The sequence below is a fragment of the Streptomyces ovatisporus genome (genome assembly GCF_042653885.1).
GTDB lineage: Bacteria > Actinomycetota > Actinomycetes > Streptomycetales > Streptomycetaceae > Streptomyces > Streptomyces ovatisporus.
The window spans coordinates 742,092-764,849 of the sequence record NZ_JBHSFH010000007.1; the positions used below are offsets into that span (position 1 = coordinate 742,092).

Annotated in this window: 20 protein-coding genes; 14 read left to right on the plus strand and 6 right to left on the minus strand. The window is 72.0% G+C overall.

Annotated elements, in window-relative coordinates:
- The first annotated feature begins 145 nt into the window (after positions 1–145).
- The 4 genes from ACFPA8_RS17110 to ACFPA8_RS17125 all read left to right on the plus strand — a co-directional run bounded on the left by ACFPA8_RS17110 (position 146) and on the right by ACFPA8_RS17125 (position 3,651).
- Positions 146–559: a DUF3151 domain-containing protein gene (locus tag ACFPA8_RS17110; protein WP_386449272.1), complete on the plus strand. Its 414-nt coding sequence runs from the start codon at positions 146–148 to the stop codon at positions 557–559.
- Between the two features lie 262 nt (positions 560–821).
- Positions 822–1,664, plus strand: a complete 843-nt coding sequence (locus ACFPA8_RS17115; protein ID WP_386449274.1) for a tryptophan 2,3-dioxygenase family protein — start codon at positions 822–824, stop codon at positions 1,662–1,664.
- Positions 1,657–2,925 carry a kynureninase gene (gene kynU / locus ACFPA8_RS17120; RefSeq protein WP_386449276.1) on the plus strand — a complete coding sequence of 423 codons (1,269 nt, stop codon included), beginning with the start codon at positions 1,657–1,659 and terminating at the stop codon, positions 2,923–2,925. Before ACFPA8_RS17115 ends, kynU begins: the two co-directional genes overlap by 8 nt.
- 12 nt (positions 2,926–2,937) lie before the next feature.
- A complete protein-coding gene (locus ACFPA8_RS17125) occupies positions 2,938–3,651 on the plus strand; it encodes an alpha/beta hydrolase family protein (protein ID WP_386449278.1) in 714 nt (237 codons plus the stop codon).
- A gap of 58 nt (positions 3,652–3,709) precedes the next feature.
- Here the strand turns inward: ACFPA8_RS17125 and ACFPA8_RS17130 are convergent, their stop codons facing one another.
- Positions 3,710–4,150 (minus strand): cupin domain-containing protein, encoded by a 441-nt coding sequence (locus ACFPA8_RS17130; RefSeq protein WP_386449280.1) that lies wholly within the window; start codon positions 4,148–4,150, stop codon positions 3,710–3,712.
- A gap of 376 nt (positions 4,151–4,526) precedes the next feature.
- Here ACFPA8_RS17130 and ACFPA8_RS17135 point away from each other — a divergent pair, with 376 nt between their 5' ends.
- The gene (locus ACFPA8_RS17135; protein ID WP_386449282.1) at positions 4,527–4,697 is read left to right on the plus strand and encodes a hypothetical protein; all 171 of its coding nucleotides are present in this window, start codon (positions 4,527–4,529) and stop codon (positions 4,695–4,697) included.
- Positions 4,698–4,844: 147 nt separating this feature from the next.
- Here the strand turns inward: ACFPA8_RS17135 and ACFPA8_RS17140 are convergent, their stop codons facing one another.
- The gene (locus ACFPA8_RS17140; RefSeq protein WP_386449284.1) at positions 4,845–6,128 is read right to left on the minus strand and encodes an adenylosuccinate synthase; all 1,284 of its coding nucleotides are present in this window, start codon (positions 6,126–6,128) and stop codon (positions 4,845–4,847) included.
- Positions 6,129–6,280: 152 nt separating this feature from the next.
- Between ACFPA8_RS17140 and ACFPA8_RS17145 the strand changes: the two genes are divergently transcribed.
- Both ACFPA8_RS17145 and ACFPA8_RS17150 read left to right on the plus strand, forming a co-directional pair.
- Positions 6,281–7,234: a diacylglycerol kinase gene (locus ACFPA8_RS17145; protein ID WP_386449286.1), complete on the plus strand. Its 954-nt coding sequence runs from the start codon at positions 6,281–6,283 to the stop codon at positions 7,232–7,234.
- A gap of 109 nt (positions 7,235–7,343) precedes the next feature.
- A complete protein-coding gene (locus ACFPA8_RS17150) occupies positions 7,344–7,559 on the plus strand; it encodes an EF-hand domain-containing protein (RefSeq protein WP_386449288.1) in 216 nt (71 codons plus the stop codon).
- A 13-nt stretch (positions 7,560–7,572) separates the two neighbouring features.
- Here the strand turns inward: ACFPA8_RS17150 and ACFPA8_RS17155 are convergent, their stop codons facing one another.
- Positions 7,573–8,154, minus strand: a complete 582-nt coding sequence (locus ACFPA8_RS17155; RefSeq protein WP_386449290.1) for a GbsR/MarR family transcriptional regulator — start codon at positions 8,152–8,154, stop codon at positions 7,573–7,575.
- An 89-nt stretch (positions 8,155–8,243) separates the two neighbouring features.
- Here ACFPA8_RS17155 and ACFPA8_RS17160 point away from each other — a divergent pair, with 89 nt between their 5' ends.
- Positions 8,244–9,170 (plus strand): ABC transporter ATP-binding protein, encoded by a 927-nt coding sequence (locus tag ACFPA8_RS17160; protein WP_386449292.1) that lies wholly within the window; start codon positions 8,244–8,246, stop codon positions 9,168–9,170.
- Positions 9,170–10,858, plus strand: coding sequence for an ABC transporter permease (locus tag ACFPA8_RS17165; protein ID WP_386449294.1), 1,689 nt, complete (start codon positions 9,170–9,172; stop codon positions 10,856–10,858). Before ACFPA8_RS17160 ends, ACFPA8_RS17165 begins: the two co-directional genes overlap by 1 nt.
- A gap of 64 nt (positions 10,859–10,922) precedes the next feature.
- Here the strand turns inward: ACFPA8_RS17165 and ACFPA8_RS17170 are convergent, their stop codons facing one another.
- Together ACFPA8_RS17170 and ACFPA8_RS17175 are read right to left on the minus strand one after the other, a co-directional pair.
- Entirely contained in the window at positions 10,923–12,782 is a 1,860-nt protein-coding gene (locus tag ACFPA8_RS17170) for a serine/threonine-protein kinase (RefSeq protein WP_386449296.1), read from the minus strand.
- 296 nt (positions 12,783–13,078) lie between these two features.
- Entirely contained in the window at positions 13,079–14,974 is a 1,896-nt protein-coding gene (locus ACFPA8_RS17175) for a protein kinase domain-containing protein (protein WP_386449297.1), read from the minus strand.
- A gap of 273 nt (positions 14,975–15,247) precedes the next feature.
- Between ACFPA8_RS17175 and ACFPA8_RS17180 the strand changes: the two genes are divergently transcribed.
- From ACFPA8_RS17180 to ACFPA8_RS17190, 3 genes are all read left to right on the plus strand, one after another.
- A complete protein-coding gene (locus ACFPA8_RS17180; protein ID WP_386449524.1) occupies positions 15,248–16,651 on the plus strand; it encodes an aspartate aminotransferase family protein in 1,404 nt (467 codons plus the stop codon).
- A 19-nt stretch (positions 16,652–16,670) separates the two neighbouring features.
- Positions 16,671–17,387: a GntR family transcriptional regulator gene (locus tag ACFPA8_RS17185; protein ID WP_386449299.1), complete on the plus strand. Its 717-nt coding sequence runs from the start codon at positions 16,671–16,673 to the stop codon at positions 17,385–17,387.
- Between the two features lie 155 nt (positions 17,388–17,542).
- Complete coding sequence (locus ACFPA8_RS17190; protein WP_386449301.1) at positions 17,543–18,196, plus strand: hypothetical protein; 654 nt, start codon at positions 17,543–17,545, stop codon at positions 18,194–18,196.
- Positions 18,197–18,331: 135 nt separating this feature from the next.
- Here the strand turns inward: ACFPA8_RS17190 and ACFPA8_RS17195 are convergent, their stop codons facing one another.
- Positions 18,332–19,072: an SLATT domain-containing protein gene (locus tag ACFPA8_RS17195; RefSeq protein ID WP_386449303.1), complete on the minus strand. Its 741-nt coding sequence runs from the start codon at positions 19,070–19,072 to the stop codon at positions 18,332–18,334.
- A 296-nt stretch (positions 19,073–19,368) separates the two neighbouring features.
- Between ACFPA8_RS17195 and purD the strand changes: the two genes are divergently transcribed.
- Positions 19,369–20,676: a phosphoribosylamine--glycine ligase gene (gene purD / locus ACFPA8_RS17200; RefSeq protein WP_386449305.1), complete on the plus strand. Its 1,308-nt coding sequence runs from the start codon at positions 19,369–19,371 to the stop codon at positions 20,674–20,676.
- A gap of 324 nt (positions 20,677–21,000) precedes the next feature.
- A complete protein-coding gene (locus tag ACFPA8_RS17205; RefSeq protein WP_386449307.1) occupies positions 21,001–22,734 on the plus strand; it encodes a hypothetical protein in 1,734 nt (577 codons plus the stop codon).
- Positions 22,735–22,758: the final 24 nt, after the last annotated feature.

A 22,758-nucleotide genomic window follows, 5' to 3' on the forward strand; every position in this document is an offset into this window, starting at 1 on the left:
CCTGCCCCAGGAGGCAGACCAGCAGGCAGAGCAGCAGGCCAGGGCCGGACCACCCGCACCGCCGGACGTGTCCGGCCCTCCCGCTGTCCGCGGTCTGTCTCCGTACGGCAGCTGTGCCCCCTCACCACAAGGCAGACTGGAAAGCATGAGCATCCACGAGAACCTGCTCGGGGGCCCGCCCCCGACCCACCTGCCCGACGACCCGGAGCCGCGCGAGCTGCTGGCCTCCGGGACGGCGCCCGTGGAGGTCGCTGCGAAGTACCCCACGTCCTCGCTGGCCTGGGCGCTGCTCGCGGACGACGCCTTCGAGGCGGGACGCGTCGTCGAGTCGTACGCCTATGCGCGTACCGGCTACCACCGCGGCCTGGACGCGCTGCGCCGCAGCGGCTGGAAGGGCCACGGCCCCGTGCCGTTCGAGCACGAGCCGAACCGCGGCTTCCTGCGTGCGCTGCACGCTCTCGCGCGGGCCGCGCACGCGATCGGCGAACAGGAGGAGTACGAGCGCTGCTCGGCCTTCCTGAAGGAGAGCTCGCCCACCGCGGCGGCGACCCTCTCCTGAGACCCGGCCGGGTCCGGAGCCGGAGACGGCCTGCCGGGTGCCCCTTCCTGGAGGCGTTCCCTCCGGGGAGCTCTTCCGGAAGGGGGCGTGGGCATATGACAACGGCGCTGACCAGCTGCCCTTGTCCCGGCGGGCCGCCTACCGGATGATGTTCGCAGGCCCGTAGGACCGCGTCCGGCGGGCGGGCCTGAGGGGACCGGGGCTCCATTGCCTACAGATAAGGAGCGGACCGCTACCCGGACACCACGTTGAGGAGACAGCGATGTCCCACGCCGTCGATGATCCCGAGGCCGGCACGCAGGCCCCCCATCTGGACTTCCAGGGCACGACTCCGTACGAGGACTACGTGCAGGCCGACGTCCTCACCCACCTCCAGCATCCGCTCTCCGACGACCCGGGCGAGATGGCCTTCCTCGTCACCACGCAGGTCATGGAGCTGTGGTTCACGCTCATCGTCCACGAATGGCAGACGGCCGCGCAGTGCCTCCGGCAGGACGACCTGCCGGGTGCGATGGCCGCGCTGAAGCGGTCCACGTACGAGCTGTCGTCGCTGAACGCCTCATGGGAGCCGCTGGCGCATCTGACGCCCGCCCAGTTCAACTCCTACCGCTCCGCACTCGGTGAGGGCTCCGGATTCCAGTCGGCCATGTACCGGCGGATGGAGTTCCTGCTGGGCGAGAAGTCGGCTTCGATGCTCGTACCGCACCGCGGTGCGCCCCGCGTGCACGCCGAGCTGGAGAAGGCGCTGCACGAACCGAGCCTCTACGACGAGGTGTTGCGGTTCCTCGCGCGGCGCGGAGAGGCGATCCCCGGCGACGTCCTGAAGCGGGACGTGTCGAAGGTGTACCAGCCGGACGCCCAGGTGGAGACCGTATGGGCCGACGCCTACGCTCAGCAGCCCGACGGCGAAGTGGTGCGGCTCGGCGAGGCGCTGACCGAGGTCGCCGAACTCGTGTGGCGATGGCGCAACGACCACCTGGTGGCCACCAGGCGCGCGATGGGTTCCAAGGTCGGCACGGGCGGTTCGGCCGGTGTGGCGTGGCTGGAGAAGCGTGCCGCGAAGAACGTGTTCCCCGAGCTGTGGACGGCCCGCAGCCGTGTCTGAGCAGCCGGACACCACGGAGTTCGACGCCGCTGAACTCGACGCCGCGGCTCTCGACGCCGCCGACGAACTCGCCGCCTGCAGGAAGAACTTCCTCCTGGACGACGGCACCGTCTACCTCGACGGCAACTCCCTCGGCGCGCTGCCACGTTCGGTGCCGGCGCGTCTCGCCGACGTCGTGGAGCGGGAGTGGGGCAGCCTGCTCATCCGCTCCTGGTCCGAGTCGGGGTGGTGGGACGCGCCGGAGCGGACGGGCGACCGCATCGCCCCCCTCGTCGGTGCCGCCGAAGGCCAGGTGGTGGTGGGCGACTCCACCAGCGTCAACGTCTTCAAGGCCGTGGTCGCCGCGGTGCGCATCGCACGGGAGGAGACCGCCGCCGGGCGGCCCGCCCGCACCGAGATCCTGGTGGACGCGGCCACGTTCCCGACCGACGGCTACGTCGCCGCGTCCGCGGCGCGTATGACGGGCGCAGCCGTACGGGCCGTGCCGGCCGCCGAGATGGCAGCGGCCGCCGGCCCGACGACCGCTGCGGCCCTGGTCAACCATGTCGACTACCGCACGGGGGAGTTGCACGATCTGGCAGCCGCCACAGCCGGAGTGCACCGCGCGGGGGGCCGCATCGTGTGGGACGTGTGCCACAGCGCGGGGGCGTTGCCCGTCGAACTGGACGCGTCCGGCGCGGACTTCGCGGTGGGCTGCACGTACAAGTACCTCAACGGGGGGCCCGGTGCGCCCGCGTTTCTGTACGTGCGGCGGGAGTTGCAGCCGCGCTTCGACTCCCCGCTGCCGGGCTGGACTTCCCACAGGGACCCCTTCGCCATGGCGTCCGGATACGAGCCGGCCGAGGGGGCGGCACGAGGCCGGGTGGGCACGCCCGACATCCTCTCCATGCTTGCCCTGGAGGAGGCGTTGGGGGTCTGGGACGGGGTCGGCATGGAAGCCGTACGCCGCAAGAGCCTCGCCCTGACGGACTTCTTCATGGCGCGGGTACGTGCTCATGTGCCGGAGGGCAGGCTCACCTCGCTCACCCCCGAGGCCCACGAACGGCGGGGCAGCCAGGTCTCGTTGCTGTGCGAGGGAGAGCTGGAAGCGGAGGCGGAGCGGGTGATGGCCGCGCTCCACGAGCGCGGCGTCGTCGGCGACTTCCGGCGCCCCGGTGTGCTGCGCTTCGGATTCACGCCGCTCTACACGTCGTTCGCCGACGCCGAGCGTGCCGCGGCCGCGCTCGGTGACGCCGTACGGGCGGTCGAAAGTGAGCGCTGAGCGGGTGGACGGGTGAGCAGCGCAGAAGAGCGGGCGCTGCTGTCGCTGAGGCCGGTGCCGCCGGAACGGACCGTTGCGTACGGCGAACACCCTTCCCAGGTGGTCGACTTCTACGGGACGGACGCCCGGGGGCCGCGCGTCACGGTGCTGCACGGCGGCTTCTGGCGCGAGGCGTACGACAGGAGCCATCTCTCGCCGTTCGCCGCCGCATTGGCGGAGCGCGGTTCGAGAGTGGAACTGGTCGAGTACCGGCGCACGGGCGGCGGTGGCGGGTGGCCCGTCACGGCACAGGACGTGGCCGCCGCGCTGGAGATGCTGGGCCCGCCGGCCGTGCTGCTGGGGCATTCGGCCGGCGGCCAGCTCGCGCTGTGGGCGGCCTCGGAGCGGGACCGCGCGGCAGACCGCGTGGTCGTGGTCTCCCCCGTCGCCGATCTGGAACGTGCTCACGGACTGCGGCTCAGCAACGGCGCGGTGAGTGAATTCCTCGGCGGTGCGGCGGAGTTGCCGGGCCGGCTGCCGGAAGCCGACCCGATGCGGCTGCTGCCGCGGGTGCCGGTCGAGATCCTGCACGGCACGGCCGACGACGTCGTACCGCTGGAGCTGTCACGTCGCTACGCGAACGACTGGGGCACGCGTCTGAACCTGCTGCCGGGGGTCGGCCACTACGCCCCGTTCGTGCCGGGAACACCCGCGTTCGGAGTGCTGTCGGACGCGGTGACGCGGTGACGCGGTGAGCCGGTGAGCCGGTGAGCCGGTGCTTCGGTGGACGGACCGGACCGGCGGCTCAGCCGAGCATGCGGAAGTCCGCGAAGTCGAACCCGGGGGAGACCACGCAGCTGACCAGCGTCTCGCCGTCCCTGTCCACCGGGCGGGCGCGCTGCCAGACGCCCGGCGGCACAACTGCCTGGGGTGTGTGGCCACTTGGTACGTCGGGGCCGAGCGTCAGCGTCGTGGGCCCGTCGCCCGGCGCCTCCCCGTCGCCGCCGAGCTGCAGGTGCAGCGGCGATCCGGCGTGCCACAGCCAGATCTCCGCGGAACGTACGACGTGCCAGCGTGACTCCTCCCCGGGACCGAGCAGGAAGTAGATGGCGGTCGCACTCGCCCGTTCGCCGTCGTAGCCCTCCGGGTTCAGCGGGACGCCGCTGCGCCACGTCTCGCGGAACCAGCCGCCTTCGGGATGCGGCCGGAGACCGAGGGAGTCGATGAGGGAGGGGCTTGCTGCCATGGCGGCACCGTCCTTCGTCGGGGGGACATGCGTGGGCGCCGGTGCATGATCCTGGCGTCCGTGACCGCATGCTGCCACGAAACTCCGTTGACCCGGGCAACAGCCGAGGAGAGGCTGGGCGGGCGCCGGAGAGACCGTCAAGGGGGACCTGTCGATCGTCCGAGCTGTACCGGCGCAGGCCGGCACAGCAGGTCCAGGTGGTCTCTCGCGCCGATGAGCGCGTGCTGCCTCCCCGCGCCTCGCCCGTGACGACGGGAGTGCTCAGCGGGCTTCGGAGGGGCGCGGCGCAGCGGGGTGGAAGACCCCGTTGTTCTCTCATTCAGTGGACGCCGGTCCTGGCCGTCGTCCACGACCGACTGAACCTGGGAGCAATCAGATGCTGGAAGAGAAGGTCAACGCTCAGCTGACGGACAGCGGGCTGGTGGAGTCCTGCGGCGGTGAGGTCCTGCAGGGCAGCGACCCGGTGCTCGCGACCCCCGCCGTCGTCGTGGGCGTCACGCCCGCCGCCGCGGCTGCCGTCGCCGCCGCGGAGGTGGCCGGCGGATAACCTTCCGCACATCCGGCCGCGCAACGGCCGGAGCCGTTCCGGCCGGACGGCCGAAGGGCCGGCGCGTCCTCGCGACGCGCCGGCCCTGTGCGCTCGAAGCGGCCCCTGCCCGCGGCCATTTGAGTGCGGGAACGGCGGACTCCTTGTTCAGAGGAAGGAGTTGATCTGAATCGTCTCGTCCCGGCCCGGTCCGACCCCGATCGCGGAGATCGGTGCACCGGACATCTCCTCGAGCGACTTGACGTAGTTCTGCGCGTTCTTCGGCAGGTCGCTGAAGGACTTCGCCCGGGTGATGTCCTCGGACCAGCCCGGCAGGTATTCGTACACCGGCTTGGCGTGGTGGAAGTCGCTCTGGCTCTGGGGGAGTTCGTCGACGCGTTCGCCGTCGACCTCGTAGCCGACGCAGACGGGGATGCGCTCCCACCCGGTCAGCACGTCGAGCTTGGTGAGGAAGAAGTCGGTGAGGCCGTTGACGCGGGTCGCGTAGCGGGCGATGACGGCGTCGAACCAGCCGCAGCGGCGGTCGCGGCCTGTGGTGACGCCACGTTCGCCGCCGATGGTGCGCAGCGCCTCGCCGTCGGCGTCGAGCAGTTCGGTCGGGAAGGGGCCGGCGCCGACGCGGGTCGTGTACGCCTTCAGGATGCCGATGACGCGGTTGATCTTCGTCGGGCCGACGCCCGCTCCCGTACAGGCGCCGCCCGCAGTGGGGTTGGAGGAGGTGACGAAGGGATATGTGCCGTGGTCGACGTCGAGCAGTGTGCCCTGCCCGCCCTCGAAGAGGACGACCTTGCCTTCGTCGACGGCGTTGTTGAGTATCAGCGTCGTGTCGGCGACGTAGCCCCGCAGTTCCTCGGCGTAACCGAGGAGCTCGTCCACGATCTGTTCGGTGCGGATGGCGCGCCGGTTGTAGAGCTTGGCGAGCACCTGGTTCTTGAAGTCGAGGGCCGCCTCGACCTTCTGGGTCAGGATCGACTCGTCGAAGAGGTCCTGGACGCGGATGCCCACTCGGTTGATCTTGTCGGCGTAGGCCGGGCCGATGCCGCGGCCCGTCGTGCCGATCTTCCGCTTGCCGAGGAACCGTTCCGTCACCTTGTCGACCTCGGTGTGGTACGGCGTGATCAGGTGGGCGTTGCCGCTGAGCAGCAGTTTGGAGGTGTCGACGCCGCGCTCGTTCAGTCCGCTCAGCTCGGAGAGCAGGACCGACGGGTCGACGACGACGCCGTTGCCGATGACGGGGGTGCACCCCGGGGAGAGGATGCCGGAAGGGAGGAGGTGCAGCGCGTACTTCTGGTCGCCCACGACGACCGTGTGGCCGGCGTTGTTGCCGCCCTGGTAGCGCACCACGTAGTCCACCGAGCCCCCGAGAAGGTCGGTGGCTTTCCCTTTGCCTTCGTCACCCCACTGAGCACCGAGCAGCACGAGTGCGGGCACAGGCGTACACCCCTTCCGGGCGGGGCATGTCCCACGTGCGTGGCGGTATTGCCATCGCAAGAGCCGCGGACCGGTGCCCCAGATAGAGGAAGCCCCTGGCGCAACAGCGACAGGGGCTCTTGCACCGAGAGGTTACCTGAGAGAGGAACAAGGTGTCGGCTCCAGACCCCACGGGGACCTCGCAGCTCCCGCTGCTCGTGGTCATCGACCCTGCCGCCCGGCTGTGGGACGGAGAGTCCGTACGCATCGCGCGTGACGTGCTGAGCGCGGGTGCGCCGGGTGTGAAGGTGTGCCTGCCCGAGAGTCCGGAGGAGACGGAACGGGCGCTCGTCCGCCGGGGCAGCCGGCGTCCCGTGGTGGTGGGGGACGACACAGCTCTGCTCCGGGCCGTCCGACTGCTCCATCGCGAAAGGGAGTTGAGCGATGTGGCGCTGTCGGTGGTGCCGGTGGGCGCGGAGGAGCGGGTGCGGCTGGCCTGCGGTCTGGGAGTACCGCCCGACGCGGTCACGGCGGCCCGTACGGTCCTGGACGGTGCCCCGCACCGGCTCGGGCTGCTGACGGACGACAGCGGCGGCGTCGTACTGGGCGACCTGCGCATCCCGGACAGACCGGCCGGGCGCCGGCGTTCCGAGCCGGACGGGCAGGAGCAGCGGGCCGGCGGGGAGCGTGCGGGGGAGCGTGCAGGGCAGGACGCACCGACGCCGAGTCTTCAGGGCCTCTCCGGTCTCGCGGGGCTGTCGCGTACGCGCCGTTCGCTCTCGCGCTCCGTGCGGGCGGTGCGCGCCGGCCGCGGTATGCGCGGTGACGTCCCCGTGCCGCCGCAGCGGCTGCGGGTCGAGGCCGACGGCGTGCTGCTCGCCGACCTCGACGAGCCGGTCAGGGAGGTCTCCGTCAAGCCTGCCGCGGGGACGCACACCGGACTCGCGCAGGTGACGGTACGGCCGCAGGCGGAGGGCCGCTCCGGCCCGGTACTGGTGAAGGCGAGGGCGGTGACGGTGTCGGGGCCGGACTTCCACTACCGCGCCGACGCTCTGGTGGGAGGTCCCGTCAGGGTCCGTACGTGGACGGCGCTGGCGCAGGCGTGGAGTCTCATGCTGCCGGCGTGAGCCGACCGCGGTCCGGGGCCCGCGTCCGGAGGGGAGCTCGCGTCCGGGCGGCGACGGGCCCCGTCTAACCTGAACGGGCCCATTATCCGACCAGCGGAGGAACGTTCTCGTGGCCGACGAAGAATCAGCACGCAAGACTTTCGACAGGTTCGACCGTGACGGCGACGGGTTCGTCACCGCCGTGGAGTTCCAGCAGGCCATGGTGGAACTGGGCGACCGCGACTACACGGTCGGGCTGGCCGAGGCGATCCTCAAGACCCGTGACGCCGACACGGACGGCGTCCTCACGTTCGAGGAGTTCTACAGCCGGGCCAAGGACGTCTGACCGGCTCGTCCCCTCACCCGTCCCGGGACGCCTCCTGTGCGTCCCGGGACGCGCGGTGCGCCCGCCAGCGGTCCAGCATGCTCCCCAGCTCCCCCCGCATGAACAGCAGGAAGTCGTGGGTGTCGCGCACCCGTCTGCCCGCCGGGGTGTCCGGGCCGAGGGTCTCCTCGCCGGCGCGCAGGGTGTTCGTCCAGCGGCCCAGGATCTGGTCCCGGTCGAGGAGCGCCTCGTACCAGATGTCCTCGTGCACGCGGTAGCGCTCCCGCCGGGAGCCGGGTTCGCGCTCGCGGCTGAGCATGTGGACCTGGGCGAGATAGCGGACCGCGCCCGAGACCGCCGCCGGGCTGATGCGGAGCCGCTCCGCGAGCTGCGCCGAGCTGAGTGATCCCTCGTCGGAACTGAGCAGGCAGGCGAAGACCCGGGAGGCCATGCGCTGCATGCCTGCTTCGGTCATGTCGGCGGCGAAGCGCTCGACGAAGTCGGCAGCGGTCTCGTCGTAGCGGCGCAGCTCCCCGGTCCGATGTTCCTCCGGGGGCCGGTCCGGCTGTGTGTCGGGCCGTTCCCCCTGCCGGGCCTGCGGTTGCTCTGCGGTCACGGGTGGGTTCTCCCTGCTCAGTCGCGTCGGCCAGATCCTATCGCTTCTGTAGCTTCACAAATTTATGAAACAAGCGTAGCTTCGCGAGTATGGATACAGCCACCACCGCCATCTCCGTCTCCGGGCTCGTGAAGACCTTCGGGCGCACACGCGCCCTCGACGGACTGGACCTCTCCGTCGAGAAGGGCGAGGTCCACGGATTCCTGGGCCCCAACGGTGCCGGGAAGTCGACGACGATCCGAGTGCTGCTCGGTCTGCTCCGCGCGGACGCCGGTACGGCACGGCTCCTCGGGCACGACCCGTGGGACGACGCCGTCAGCCTCCACCGTCGTCTCGCCTACGTACCCGGAGACGTCGAGCTGTGGCCGGGGCTGACCGGCGGTGAGGCCATCGACCTGCTCGCCCGGCTCCGCGGCGGCATCGATCCCGCCCGCAGGGACGAACTGATCGAGCGCTTCGACCTCGACCCGACGAAGAAGGGCCGCACCTACTCGAAGGGCAACCGGCAGAAGGTCGCCATCGTCGCCGCGCTCGCGTCCGACGCGGAACTGCTGCTGCTCGACGAACCGACCGCGGGCCTCGACCCGTTGATGGAGGTCGTCTTCCAGGACGTCATCTTCCAGGCCAGGGCCGCCGGCAAGACGGTGCTGCTCTCCAGCCACATCCTCGCCCAGGTCGAGAAGCTGTGCGACCGGGTGAGCATCATCCGGCTCGGCAAGATCGTCCAGTCCGGGACGCTCAGCGACATGCGTCATCTGACGCGCACCACCATCGAGGCCGAGACCTCCCGGCCCGTCGCCGGCCTGGAGCAGCTGCCCGGCATCCACGACGTGCGTACCGACAAGGGCCGCGTCCACTTCGCCGTCGACGGCGAACACCTCGACGAGGCCGTACGCCACCTCAGCAGCCTCGGCATCCGCAGCCTCACCAGCCATCCGCCCACCCTCGAGGAGCTGATGCTGCGGCACTACGGCGACGAGCTGGCCGCCCTCAACGGGGCCGGAGGAGCAGTCTGATGAGCACCGGAACCGACACCGGCGGACCGGGCAGGGCCACCACGGCACCGGCGCCCGCTTCCGCCGACGGGCGGAGCGGTACCCGTCAGCTTCTGGCGGGCACGGGGACGCTCGTCCGCTTCGCGCTGCGCCGCGACCGCATCCGCATCCCCGTGTGGATCGCGGCCCTGCTGCTGGCGCACGTGTCCACCCTGAGCGAGCTCAACGGGCTCTACGGCGACGCCGCCACCCGCGCCTCCTTCGCGAAGACGATGGACAGCCCGGCCGGGCTCGCCATGACCGGCCCGCGCCACTACCTCGACGGCGGCTACGAGGTGGGCGCCATGTTCAGCCACCAAGTGCTCGGCTTCTACGGGGTGCTGGTCGCGCTGATGAGCGTCCTGATCGTCGTACGGCACACACGCGCAGAGGAGGAGACCGGCCGGGCCGAACTGCTGCGCTCCACCGTGGTAGGCAGGTACGCCGCGCTGACCTCGGCGCTCGCCGTCGCCCTCCTCGCCAACCTGGGACTCGCGGCACTGCTGACGGTCACCATCGGCGGGTCGGGCACCGCAGGCACGAGCTGGCAGGGGGCGCTGCTGTACGGAGCCGTCTTCGGCGGCCTGGGCGTGCTCTTCGCGACGGTCGCGGCCGTCACCGTACAGATCAGCGAGCACACGCGGGGCGCCTCGGGCACGGCGATCGCGGTGATCGGACTCGCCTACGTGCTGCGCGCCGCGGGGGACGTCGGTGACGGGACGCTGTCCTGGGCCTCACCCATCGGGTGGGCGCAGCGCAGCTATCCGTTCGTGGACGACCGGTGGTGGCCGCTGCTGCTGATGCTCGGCGCGGCCGGCGTGACGGGTGCCGTCGGGTACGTGCTCAGCGGGCGACGCGACGTCGGCGCGGGGCTGCGCAGGCCGCGGCCCGGGCGGCGGACGGCTTCGGGGGGGCTCGTGCGTCCGCTCGGCTTCGCTCTGCGGCTGCAGCGGGGCATGCTGGCCGGCTTCGGCTGCGGAGTGCTGCTGCTGGGGGCGATGTACGGGTCGATCCTGGGTGACGTGGACGACATGCTGAAGAACGTCGACGGGGTGGAGGAGGCCATCGCCAGCGCGGGCGGCGGTGATTTCACGGAGTCCTTCGCCTCGGTCGTCATGATCGTCAACGCGGTCGTGGCAGCCGTCTACGTGGTGATCGCCTCGCTGCGTCCCCGCGCGGAGGAGAGCGCGGGACGGGCCGAACCACTGCTGTCCACAGGGCTTTCCCGGGTGCGCTGGATGTGGAGCCACCTGTCTGTGGCACTCCTCGGCGGCACGGCGACGCTGATGATCGCGGGGCTGGGCTTCGGCCTCACCGGGGCGGCCTCGACGGGCGACCGCGGGATGGTGCTGTCGCTGACCGTGGCGGCGCTGGCCTACGCACCGGCGCTCTGGGTCACAGCGGGAGTCGCGGCACTGCTCTTCGGCTGGCTGCCGCGGGCGACCGCCGCGGCCTGGATCGTGCCCGTCTACGCGTTCCTCGTCGGATACCTGGGCCAGATCCTGCAGTTCCCCGGCTGGATGAACAACCTCTCGCCCTTCGGCCACGTACCGCAGATGCCGGCGGCCGACATGGACTGGACGCCGATGCTGCTGCTCACGCTCACGGCTGCGGCGCTGCTGGCGGCCGGACTTGCCGGCTTCCGGCGCCGGGACCTGGAGACGAAGTAGCCGGAGCGGGCCGCGGCGCGGAGGGGCAACCCTGCCGCAGCCGCGCCGTCGGCCCGCTCCGCCGTCACTCGGCCCGGGTGTAGCTGAATTCCGTGCCGCCCTCGGCGAAGGACCGCACCAGGCTGCCGTTCTCGACGCTCAGCGTCGACGTCGGCCCGGTGAGGCACTCTCCCGAGGAGGCGGCCTTGTCGACGGCGGGCGGGCCGATGCGTACGGGCTCGTCCTCCCCGCCCACGGAGAACACGTCGCTCTTGGCCTCGCAGTGCAGCGCGCTGCTCTCGGAGACCAGGGCCACCGCCATCGCGCCGCCCTTGGTCAGCTGCTCGATGGTCACCCGCTGCGTGCCGCCGTCGGGCAGCGGACGCTGCCACGTGCCGAGATACTCCTCGGGCAGTTTCTCCGGCTGCTCGACGCGCTTGAGGGTCGCGGTGCGGCCTGCCGCCTCCCAGGTCAGGGTGGAGTCGGAGTTGCTGGTGAGGGTGTGCGATCCCAGCGCCGAGCACTTCTTGCCCACGCTCTTGACGACCCTGGTGTCCAGATCCAGCGACTTGCCCGCCGAGACGAGCTTCGCGTCGCTCTTGCACTCGTAGTCCGTGCCGAGGCTGAAGCTGTTGGCGACGACCTCTCCGACCTTGCCGCTGGAGATGGTGAAACGCCTGTACTGGCCCGTGGGTTCGCCGTCCCGTACGACCGGTCCGCTCCATGTGCCCACGTAGCTGCCGGGAATGTCGGAGGACTCCGACGACTGCTTCGCCTTGTCCGAGCCGATCAGGGGGAGTTCGGCGCCCGACGCGAAGAAGGCCGCACCGGCGACGGCCACGGCCGCCACGGCGCCGACGGCGAGGCGGCGGCGGGACCGTACGGGCGCGGGCGCGGGCGCCTCGTTCCCGGGGGGCTTGGGCAGTGCGGAGGTCAGGTCCTCGGAGGCGGGCCGGGCCGGCGTGGACGACGCCGCTCCACCCTGCGTCCCGGGTACGCCCGAAGGAGCCCCCGACCCGGAGGGCGGCGTGTCGGTGTCGAGCAACTGGACGGCGTGCCGGCCCAGTTCGGCGATGAGCGTGGCCGGAAGCCACGGAGCGGAAGCCGTGCCCGTGGAGATGGGCTGCACGCCCGCGATGACGTCCTCGGGCGCGGGGCGTTCCTCGGGGTCCTTGGCGAGGCAGGAGGCGATCAGGCCGCGCAGTGGTTCCTCGACGCCTTCCAGGTCGGGGTCCTCGGCGGCGATGTTGAACATCACCGCGTGCATGCCGCCGCTCGTGCTCCCGAAGGGCGGACGCCCTGTCGCCGCGTAGGCGAGCACCGAGCCCATGCAGAAGACGTCGCTGGCGGGCGTGACCTGCTGCGCGCGGATCTGCTCGGGCGACATGTAGCTCGGAGAGCCCACGACGACGCCCGTGTTGGTCACCGTGGAGTCGGGGAGCGCGTCGAGCGCCCGGACGATGCCGAAGTCGATGACGCGCGGACCGTCGATGGTGACCAGGACGTTGGAGGGCTTCAGGTCCCGGTGGACAACGCCGGCGCCGTGGATGTCGAGCAGGGCGCTGGCGAGCCCGTACGCGAGGGTGCGGACCGAGTTCTCCGGGAGCGGCCCGTGGCCCTGCTGGACCCGGTTGGAGATCACCTGCTCCAGCGACGGACCGGCGATGTAACCCGTGGCCACCCAGGGCGTCTCCGCCTCGGTGTCGGCGTCCAGCACGGGTGCCGTCCAGCGCTCCCCCACGCGCCGGGCCGCCTCCACCTCGAGCCGGAAGCGGGAGCGGAACTCGGGCTCGGCGGCGAGTTCCGCCTTGATGAGCTTCACCGCGACAGTACGGCCGCCCCCCGACCGTGCCAGGTACACGCTGCCCATGCCGCCGGCGCCGAGCTTGCTCAACAGCCGGTAACCGCCCACCGAATGCGGGTCGTCCGCCGCAAGCTCTGCCATGTTCTTCCCCCCACGTGGAATCTGCGGCCAGGTCCTTCAGTCCTTCCTCACTGTCGATGACGAAGGTCACGGTCGGGCTGCGCACCGGTTCCCGTTTGATGGTCGAGGACGGGCACGCTGTCCGGGGTTGGATGGCCGTGTGGCGCTCTGCCCGATGTCAGTTCCGCGTCAGCGCCGACCAGTTCGCGGCCTCGCGGCGTCCCGTCCCGGAGGGGCCGCATGCACGGGCGGGTGAGCACGTGAGTACGGGTCCGGATGCCGGTGCCTGAGTCCGGCCGGCGGGCGGGGCCCCGGCGTCAGCCACGGCCGGAGAGGCGGCCGTCCTGGAGAGCGGTGAGGCGGTTGACGAGCAGAATCGCGACGATCGTCGCCGGGATGCTGACGAACTCGGAGAAGAGGACCAGCGCGACCATGTCCTCGGCACTCTCGGTGCCGTCCATGTTGTACCAGCTGTCCCAACTGGCCACCGCACCTGTGAAGAACCAGGAGAGCCAGAGGATCCACCACCAGTTCACGAGGGCGCGGCGCGCGGTGGGACGCGGTCCCTGTCCGTACCACTGAGGGACGGACGGGTTGCTCGCCGTCCAGACGTCGTTGAGCACCTGCTTGGGGATGAACAGGTTGCACACCGGGAGGAACCAGGCCGCGGCCGCCGTGCCCGCCGGGTAGCGGATACGTCCGGGGGCGAAGGTCTCCGCGTTCACACGGACCCGCCAGAACCACATCGTCCACAGCACGATGAGGGGAATGGCGATGAGGCCGTTGATGACCTCCACGGTCACCGTGGCGCTCTTGAGGGCGACGAAGCCCTCCACGCTCCGCAGGTCCGACGAGCCGGCCGCGTAGCGCGAGCTGTCTCCGAGCGCGGTGCTCACCATGCTGTGCACGAACATGCCGATCATTTCGACGACCAGCAGAAGGCTCAGGAAGACGATGACGGAATTCCCCAGCTTGCGGGGGGACATCGCGGGGCGCCGGCGGCCCGCGGGCGGGGGAGTTCCCGGGCCGGCCGCGGGCATGCCGTTGCCCTGCTGGAACGCCCCGGGCCCCGGCCCCGGCTGCTGCTGCCAGGGCTGCTGAGGCGGCTGCTGCGCCTGCGGCGGGTAGGGCGTGCTCGCCGGCGGTCCGTACACACCGGGCGGCGGTGTGGACGGGCCGTACGAGCCGGGCGGCGTCGGGGTGGAGGAGGGAGCGTCCGGGGCGGCGGCCGCAGTGGCCGCAGGGGCCGCGGGGCCCGCGGTCGCCGTGGTGCCGGGGTTCACCGCGGGTATGGAGCCGGTCTCCGTGTCCGGATCCTCGCTGTCCAGCAGCTGGACGGCGTGCCGTCCGAGCTGTGCGAGGACCTCGCCCGGCAGCCAGGGGCCGGCCAGTTCGTCCTCGGTGCGTTTCGTCAGCTCCTCCAGGCCGGGGCGCTGCGCCGGGTCCTTGTTGAGGCAGGCGGCGACCAGGTCGTACAACTCGCCGGACAACCCGGAGAGTTCGGGCTCCTCCGAGGCGATGCGGAAGAGCAGCGCGTGCACCCCGCTCTCGGCGGTGCCGAACGGCATACGGCCTGTCGCCGCGTACGCCAGCACGGCGCCGAGGCAGAAGATGTCGCTGGCCGGTGTGACCTGCTGCCCCCGCACCTGCTCGGGAGACATGAAGCCCGGTGAGCCGACCAGTGCGCCCGTGCTGGTCAGACCGCCCGCCGACTGCACGGCGGAGTCCAGGGCGCGTGCGATGCCGAAGTCGATGACACGCGGACCGTCGATGGTGATGAGGATGTTGGACGGCTTGAGGTCGCGGTGGACCAGTCCCGCGTTGTGGATGTCGCGCAGCGCACGCACCAGCCCGGAGGCGAGCGCGGACACCGACCTCTCCGGCAGCGGACCGTACTGCTCGTCGACGACCTGCGCGAGCGAAGGACCGGCGATGTACCCGGTGGCGACCCACGGGGTCTCGGCTTCGGTGTCCGCTTCCAGGACCGGCGCCGTCCACGCCTCGCCCACCCTGCGGGCGGCGGTGATCTCCTGCGCGAACCGGCGCCGGAAGTCGGGCTGCCGGGCGAGTTCGTTCTTGACGACCTTCACGGCGACGGTCCGGCCACGCTTCGAACGGGCCAGATAGACCCGTCCCATGCCGCCCTCGCCCAGTCTCCCCAGCAGCCTGAAACCGCCGATGGACCGTGGGTCGCCGGCACTGAGCCGTTCCATCGCCTGCCTGCCTCTCCCCCAGCGTCCTGCCCGTGAGGGCTGCCGCCCCCCGCCCTCCCCGCAGCGGACTCTACGCGGGGAGTACAGTTCCGGCCTGCTCGTCGCTGATCTGTTACGCGATCGCTCCTGCCCGCGCGGCACGGGAGCCCTGTTGTTGTGGTGGAAAACCACATACTTCGGTCCCGACGGAAGACGGGGCGAAAACTGATCCCTAGGCTGTGGGCCGTCCCACCCGGTGCCCTCCCCCGAAGGGTGATCCCGAAGTTGAGGAGCCTGCACGTGACCAGCACGTCCCCCCGTACAACCGCCCCCGACCCGGCTGCCGGCGAGGCCGTCCGGGCAGCCGACCGGGCACACGTCTTCCACTCGTGGTCCGCGCAGGGGCTGATCGACCCGCTGCCCGTCGCGGGCGGCGAGGGCTCGTACTTCTGGGACTACGACGGCAACCGCTACCTCGACTTCTCGTCCCAGCTGGTCAACACCAACATCGGGCACCAGCACCCCAAGGTCGTCGCCGCGATCCAGGAGCAGGCCGGCCGCATGTGCACCATGGCGCCCGGCTTCGCGGTCGACGTACGGGCCGAAGCGGCGCGGCTCGTGGCGGAGCGCACTCCCGGCAACCTGGACAAGATCTTCTGGACGAACGGCGGCGCCGAGGCGGTGGAGAACGCCGTCCGCATGGCCAAGTTGCACACCGGCCGCCCCAAGGTGATGAGCACCTACCGCTCGTACCACGGGCACACCTCGGCGGCGATCCACCTGACGGGCGACCCGCGCCGCTGGGCCAACGACACCGGCGCGGCCGGCGCGGTGCACTTCTTCGGCCCGCACCTGTACCGCTCGCACTTCTACGCCGAGACCGAGGAGCAGGAGTGCGAGCGTGCGCTCGCCCACCTCGAGGAGACCATCGTCTACGAGGGGCCCAGCACCATAGCCGCCGTCGTCCTGGAGACCATCGCCGGGACCGCGGGTGTGCTGGTGCCGCCGCCCGGTTATCTCGCCGGGGTCCGCGAGATCTGCGACCGGCACGGCATCGTCTTCGTGCTCGACGAGGTGATGGCCGGATTCGGCCGCTCCGGTGCCTGGTTCGCCGCCGACCACTTCGGCGTCACGCCCGACCTGATCACCTTCGCCAAGGGCGTCAACTCCGGCTACGTGCCGCTCGGCGGCGTCGCCATCTCCGCCGAGATCGCTGCGCGGTTCGACCAGCGCCCCTACCCGGGCGGGCTCACCTACTCCGGACACCCGCTGGCCTGCGGTTCGGCCGTGGCGACGATCAACACCATGGCCGAGGAGGGCATCGTCGAGAACGCCGCGCACATCGGTGAGAGCGTCATCGGTCCCGCCCTGCGGGAGATGGCGGAACGCCACCCGTCGGTGGGCGAGGTGCGCGGGATGGGCACCTTCTGGGCGCTGGACCTCGTACGTGACAAGGTCACGCGCGAGCCGCTGGTGCCGTACAACGCGAGCGGGCCGGACAACGCGCCCATGGCCGAGTTCGCGGCGGCGTGCAAGCGGGGCGGCGTGTGGCCGTTCGTCAACATGAACCGCACCCACGTCGTGCCGCCGTGCAACATCACCGAGGCGGAGGCCAAGGAGGGCCTGGCGGTTCTCGACGAGGCGCTGAGTGCCGCCGACGCGCACACCTCCGCACCGGGCGCGTCCGCGCGCGGCTGAGGCGACCGAGTCCACGCTGATGATCAAACGCAGCACCCTGCGTGCGCAGTTGGCCTCCGCTCTGCGTGACGAGATCCTGGCCGCGCGCCTTCCGGCCGGGAGCCGTTTCACGGTCAAGGAGATCGCCGAGCAGTACGGCGTGTCCGCCACACCCGTACGCGAGGCGATGGTCGACCTGGCGGCGCAGGGACTGCTGGACGTGGAGCAGCACCGCGGCTTCCGCGTCCACGAGTTCACGATCCACGACTACCGCGCCATGGTGCAGGCCCGGATGATCGTGCTGGACGGGCTCTTCCACGGGTTCGTCGAGGCGGAAGCGGTACGGACGGCCGAGGCGGCGGCGGGCGCCGCGGGGCCGCCGCAGCAGCTCGAACTGGACCCCGTGGCGCTGGCGTCGGTACGCCGTCGCGCCGACGCCGCCGTGAGGGCGGCACGGGCCGGCGACCTCGACGTGCTGATCGGCTACGACCTGCGCTACTGGCGGGAGTTGGGCAGACTCGCCGGCAATCCGTACATCCTGGACTTCCTCGACCGGCTCCGCACCCAGTGCTGGGTCTTCTGCGTGCCCTGTCTGCGCGGTGAGGGGGAGATCGCCGCCCGGCTCTGGTCCGGCTACCGGGAACTCGTCGACGCTGTGGAACAGCACGACGCGGTCGAGTCGCGGCGCATCGTGGCCGAATACCACCGGCATGCGCTGGCGCTGGCCGAGGGGCCGGCGATGCGGCTGGCACCGTGACCGTCACGAGACGTGCGGAGCCGCCCCGGACCGGGCATCAACACCGGGCATCAACACCGGGCATCAACACCGGGCATCAACACCGGGCATCAACACCGGGCATCGACACCGGGCATTACGCTGTTGCGACCCCGCGCCGTGGATGGGAGCACCCCTTGGCATGTGATCTCTGGCTGGTCCCCCTCGTCGATGTGCTGTGCCACAGCACGGACAACCCCTTCGCAGAGGAGATCGCTGCATACGACAAGGTGCTGACGGACGCGGGCCTGCCTCCGGTACCCGTCTACAACTACATGCCCGGCCTCTCCGGCGAGGTCGCTCCGATCGCCGGCTTCGACTACGAGGCACTGCACTTCCTCCGGCGTGCACACCTGCTCCAGCTGTGCGGCCTGGAGGTCACGCCTGTCGACGAACTCGGCGGCGACTACGAGCAGTTGCTGGAGATGTTCGAGACGACGGCACAGCAGTCGCACCTCGTCTGGCACTACGACCACGCGGGTGCCTACGTCCCCATCGACTTCTCCGCGCCGCTCGCCGACGAGGAGCTGCTGGAGGGCGGCGGGCCGCTCGGGTCCAGTCACGGGCTGCTGCGCGAACTGGAGGCCGTGGCACCGTGCCTGGGCATCGATCCGGCCAACCCCCCGCCCACTCCGCCCGCGCCGTCCCGGCCCACCGACCTGGAGGAGCCCGCGGACTCCCCGATCGACTACGGGCAGGGGCCGTTCGCGCGCGAACGGCACGTGTGGCTGGGGCTGCACGCGGCGGCGACGCGGAGCCTGGCACAGGGCTCGATGATCGTTTTCAGCTGAGGGCGGCGAGGGCCCTGGCGGCGAGGGCCTGGCGGCGAGGGCGGCTGGGGCGGCGAGAGCCCTGGCGGCGAAGGCGCTGGCGGCGGGGGGTGGCGAGAGCCCGCCGGTCTCGGCCAGGGTGCCGCTGAGCTCCCCTCAGTGCAGATCCTCCGGAGGACGCTGCCGCGGCATGGTCGGGCGGGGACCGCGCGGGAAGGCGGTACGGCTGCCGTGCGGCTGCCGGCACGCCTCCTGGGAACGCGCGGGGCGTGCGGCCGCCCACTGCAGCCGCAGCGGCGAGCGGCCGGCATCCGATCCCAGCATCCAGTCGGCGGTCTCCGCCCGCACGATCTCCGAGACGTCCTCGGTGAAGCGGCGCAGCAGGGCGAGGCCGCGGTCGGCGGCGTCTCCCGCGCTGCCTTCCGTGGGCCCGAGCACTTCACGGATCGCCTCCGCCGCCCAGTCGTACTGCAGCGTCTCCAGCCGCCTCTGGACGGCCTGAGCTGTCGCGACGTCCCGCATCCAGCTCGTCGTCAGCCCGGAGCAGCGGTCGGCGCCGACGCACACCGCCGCCCCCAGGAGTGCGAGGTAGCCCCAGGCCGCAGCCCGTCCCGGCAGCGTGCCGGTGAGTGCGAGCAGTGGCACGACCGCGCTCGCCGTCGCGGCGAGGGCTGCTCCGGCCCGCAGGAAGCGGGCACCACGCCGCTTCCGGACGCGGTCGGCGAGATACGAGTCGGTGAGGTGCAGGGCGCGCTGCTCCACCCACGCATAGAGCTCGTCGAGCCGCTGGGCGGGCTCGTTCCAGTCACCGAGCGGGAAGACGCGGTCCCGCAGGTCCGCGCGCTCTGCCCGGCCTTTCCGGCAGCCGCCCTCGCACCGCATCTCCGGCTGACTCACCGCGCCACTCCCCACAGCACCCGACATCACGCCACCCCGGCATCGGCGACTCCGGCACCCCGCACCCGGAACGCCCGGGGGATCTTCCTACCGCCGCGCGCGAGGACGCAATGCCGCTTTCCTTGCGAACTGCCCCGTACACGCGCACTGTTCAGGAGAAGGACGGATTCCGTGCGGTCCCGCCTCTCACCCGAAAGAGTTCACAGACGAGGGGCGGTCCCTGACGGACGGCGCCCCCGGGCCCGGCCCGCCAGGGTGCGACCAGCCTCCACGGCCGTCCCGTCTAGGCTGCTCCCGTGAGGATTCTGGTCATCGGCGGCGGCGCCCGCGAACACGCCCTGTGCCGCTCTCTTTCGCTCGACCCCGAGGTCACCGCCCTGCACTGTGCGCCCGGCAACGCCGGAATCGCCCAGGTCGCGACACTCCACGCGGTCGACGCCCTGGACGGCGCAGCCGTCTCGGCCCTTGCGGAGACGCCGCAGGTGAAGGCCGACCTCGTCGTCATCGGGCCCGAGGCCCCCCTGGTCGCCGGCGTCGCGGACGCCGTACGGGCCAGGGGCATCGCCGTGTTCGGGCCGTCGGCCGAAGCCGCACGGCTGGAGGGGTCGAAGGCCTTCGCGAAGGACGTGATGGCCGCGGCGGGTGTGCCCACGGCCCGCAGTCACGTCTGCACGACCCCTCAGGAGACCGACGAGGCCCTGGACGCCTTCGGGCCCCCGTACGTCGTCAAGGACGACGGCCTCGCAGCCGGCAAGGGCGTGGTCGTGACCGACGACGTCGAGGAGGCCCGCGCCCACGCATGCGGCTGCGAGCGCGTCGTCGTCGAGGAGTTCCTCGACGGTCCCGAGGTCTCGCTGTTCGCCGTCACCGACGGCGAGAACGTGGTCCCGCTCCAGCCCGCGCAGGACTTCAAACGGGCCTACGACGGCGACCAGGGCCCCAACACCGGCGGCATGGGCGCCTATTCCCCGCTGCCGTGGGCGGACCCCGGCCTCGTGCGGGAGATTCAGAGTTCGGTGCTCCAGCCGACGGTCGACGAGATGCGCAGGCGCGGCGCCCCCTTCTCCGGGCTGCTCTACGCCGGACTCGCCCTCACCTCGCGCGGGCTGCGCGTCATCGAGTTCAACGCGCGCTTCGGCGACCCCGAGACCCAGGCCGTACTGGCCCGGCTGCGGACGCCGCTCGCCGGCCTGCTGCACGCGGCGGCGACCGGGGCGCTGGGGGAGTTCCCCCCACTGCGGTGGAGCGACGAGGCGGCGGTCACCGTCGTCGTCGCCGCCCGGGACTACCCCGCCGTCCCCCGCACGGGCGACGTCGTCGAAGGACTCGAAGCGGTCGCGGAGCAGGACGCGCCCGGTGCGTACGTGCTCCACGCGGGAACCAAGCGGGACACCGAGGACCGCGTGGTCAGCGCCGGCGGCCGGGTCCTCTCCGTCACGGCGACGGGCGACGGCCTCAGGCAGGCGCGCGAGCGCGCGTACGCGGCTGTCGGCCGCCTCCGCCTCGACGGATCGCATCACCGTACGGACATCGCGGCGAAGGCCGCGGAGGAGAGCGGGTCCGCCGCCGGGTCCGGGGGTGCACCGCGGCCCCGGACGGCCTGACCCGCTCGGCCGGGGCCTTCGCCGCGGCCGTGTCGCCGCACGCAACTCGGCCGCGACGCCGCCGACGGAACGGCCGTATCGCCGCATAAGGGGCACCCCTCTCACCCTCCACAACGCAAGAGCTCTGCCCAAAGCCATTCCATCGAGTGACCGCACGGCGGAGCGGCTGACGCGTCCTGAGGCCCCAACTAGGGTTCCGCGCAAGCCGTATGGCACATCCCCGACTGGACCCGCGCACGTTGCGCTGTCGCTGCGCGGTGCCACAGTGGGGAGATCCGAGGGCCGGAAGGCCCGAGCACATCGTCTGGGGGTGAGCAGTTCGTGGTGGGCTGGCAAGCAGGCGCGCGCTCGGCGCGCTCACACGCGCTCTCCGTGCTCCGCATCCGCGGCACGGCCCTCGCACTGGCGCTGCTGCCCGCCGCGGCTGCCGTGATCCTCTTCACGGGGGAGCAGACGGGCAGCATCGGCCCGGCTTGGCAGGGCGTGCGCTGGGCGGTGACCGCCGTGGCGCTGGTGGTGCTCGCCGCCGCGGCGGGAGTGGGCGCCGTAATCGTACGGGCCAGGCCGGCGGTGGCTCCCACGGTCGCCCTCGACGAACGCTCCGCCCCCGACCTGTACAACCTCGTGCGGGAACTGGCCGAGCGGCTGGAGGTCCCCGCACCGTCGGCCCTCGCGCTCACCCCCGACTGCGACAGCTGGCTGGAGGACCGCACCCATCGCTCGCACGCCGCCGACGGCGGCGGAGGAACGGGCGCAGAGTCCGCCCGGGGCGGTTCCGCCGGCGCTGCTCTCCGGGGCCGGCCGCGTCCCGCTCCCGTCCTGGTGATCGGTTCACCCTTCCTGTGGTGGATGCGCGTCGCGGAGTTGCGCGCCCTGCTCGCCCCCGTCGTGGCCGGCACCGGCCCTTCGGCACATCCCGACATAGCTGCTGCACGGCGCTTCGTGCGCGGGCTCGACGCCGCGGTCGCAGTCGCCGACCGTCCCGGCGGCACGCGGGGGGTGCCCGGCGCGTCACTGTGGCGGAGGGGGCCGCGCCTCGCGCTGCGCTTCGCGGGCGGGTGCGCCCGCCTGATGCTCCGCGCCTGCGCGCCGCACGCGGCCGAGATGGAGCGCGGCGTCGCCGCAGCCGCCGCCCACCGTGCACAGGGTGTGGATCACGCCCTGCGTACTTCCGCGCAGGAGCAGGTCGGCCTCGCTTACGCGGGCTGGGACCGCCTCCTGACCCGCGTCGCTCTGCCCGCCTGGCGCATCGGCCGGTGGCCCGCCCGGCTGGACGCGGGAGTGGTCTCCGCCCTGACGGAGCTCTCCCACCGTGACAGCCTCGCCGGAGGCTTCACCTCCCGCCTCGGGGAACGGCCCGCCTGCGACCTGCTCGACTCCCCGGGCGCCGTGGACGAATCGATCTCGCTGCTCGCCGCCCGCCTGTTCCACGGCGGTCCCGCCGAATCCGGGCCGGCCTGGTCGCCGGTGGACTGGCAGGAGTACCCGGAGGAGGTCGTCGACCGGATATGGCGCACCCACGCCGCCCGTCTCTTCGCGGAGCTCGACGCGCTGGACGGGCCCGGAGCCTCGCGTGCCGACGCGGCCCGGACGGGCCGCGCCGACGCCCTGCCGGGGCCGACCCTGGCCCGGGTCATGGAGCGGCTGACCGAGGGCCCAAGCGCCGGAGGTGACGCGCTGGCCGCCCGGATAGCGGCCACCGTCGCCCGTGAGGACGCGGAGAGCGTGGGGGAGGGCGCGCTCGTGGCGCCCCTCATAGCGGCTGCCGGCGGCACGGGAGCCGCACCCATGGGCCTTCCGCTGCAGCCGCCGCGCAGCGGGCGCGAAGTGATGACGGAGCACCTCACCGCTGTCGTCTGCTGTGCGGCGGTGGACACGGCCGGTGCGGTCGCCGGCCTGGACTGGCTGGACGGCCCGGCGCTCTTCGTGGGCGGAGAGCGCGCCGCAGATCTCAGCGGTCCGGTCCTCGCTCTCGTGGAGGAGGCCGACGTCCAGCCGCTGAGGGCCTGGCTGGCAAGGGTCGGCGTGCGCGCCGACAAGCCCGTCCGGCTCGTCTGAGACGCGTCACGTCCCGGCAAAGCA

Coding starts and splice junctions, on each gene's coding strand:
- ACFPA8_RS17110 (WP_386449272.1), top strand. CDS start 146: ATGAGCATCCACGAGAACCTGCTCGGGGGCCCGCCCCCGACCCACCTG.
- ACFPA8_RS17115 (WP_386449274.1), top strand. CDS start 822: ATGTCCCACGCCGTCGATGATCCCGAGGCCGGCACGCAGGCCCCCCAT.
- ACFPA8_RS17130 (WP_386449280.1), bottom strand. CDS start 4,150: ATGGCAGCAAGCCCCTCCCTCATCGACTCCCTCGGTCTCCGGCCGCAT.
- ACFPA8_RS17135 (WP_386449282.1), top strand. CDS start 4,527: ATGCTGGAAGAGAAGGTCAACGCTCAGCTGACGGACAGCGGGCTGGTG.
- ACFPA8_RS17160 (WP_386449292.1), top strand. CDS start 8,244: ATGGATACAGCCACCACCGCCATCTCCGTCTCCGGGCTCGTGAAGACC.
- ACFPA8_RS17165 (WP_386449294.1), top strand. CDS start 9,170: ATGAGCACCGGAACCGACACCGGCGGACCGGGCAGGGCCACCACGGCA.
- ACFPA8_RS17170 (WP_386449296.1), bottom strand. CDS start 12,782: ATGGCAGAGCTTGCGGCGGACGACCCGCATTCGGTGGGCGGTTACCGG.
- ACFPA8_RS17175 (WP_386449297.1), bottom strand. CDS start 14,974: ATGGAACGGCTCAGTGCCGGCGACCCACGGTCCATCGGCGGTTTCAGG.
- ACFPA8_RS17185 (WP_386449299.1), top strand. CDS start 16,671: ATGATCAAACGCAGCACCCTGCGTGCGCAGTTGGCCTCCGCTCTGCGT.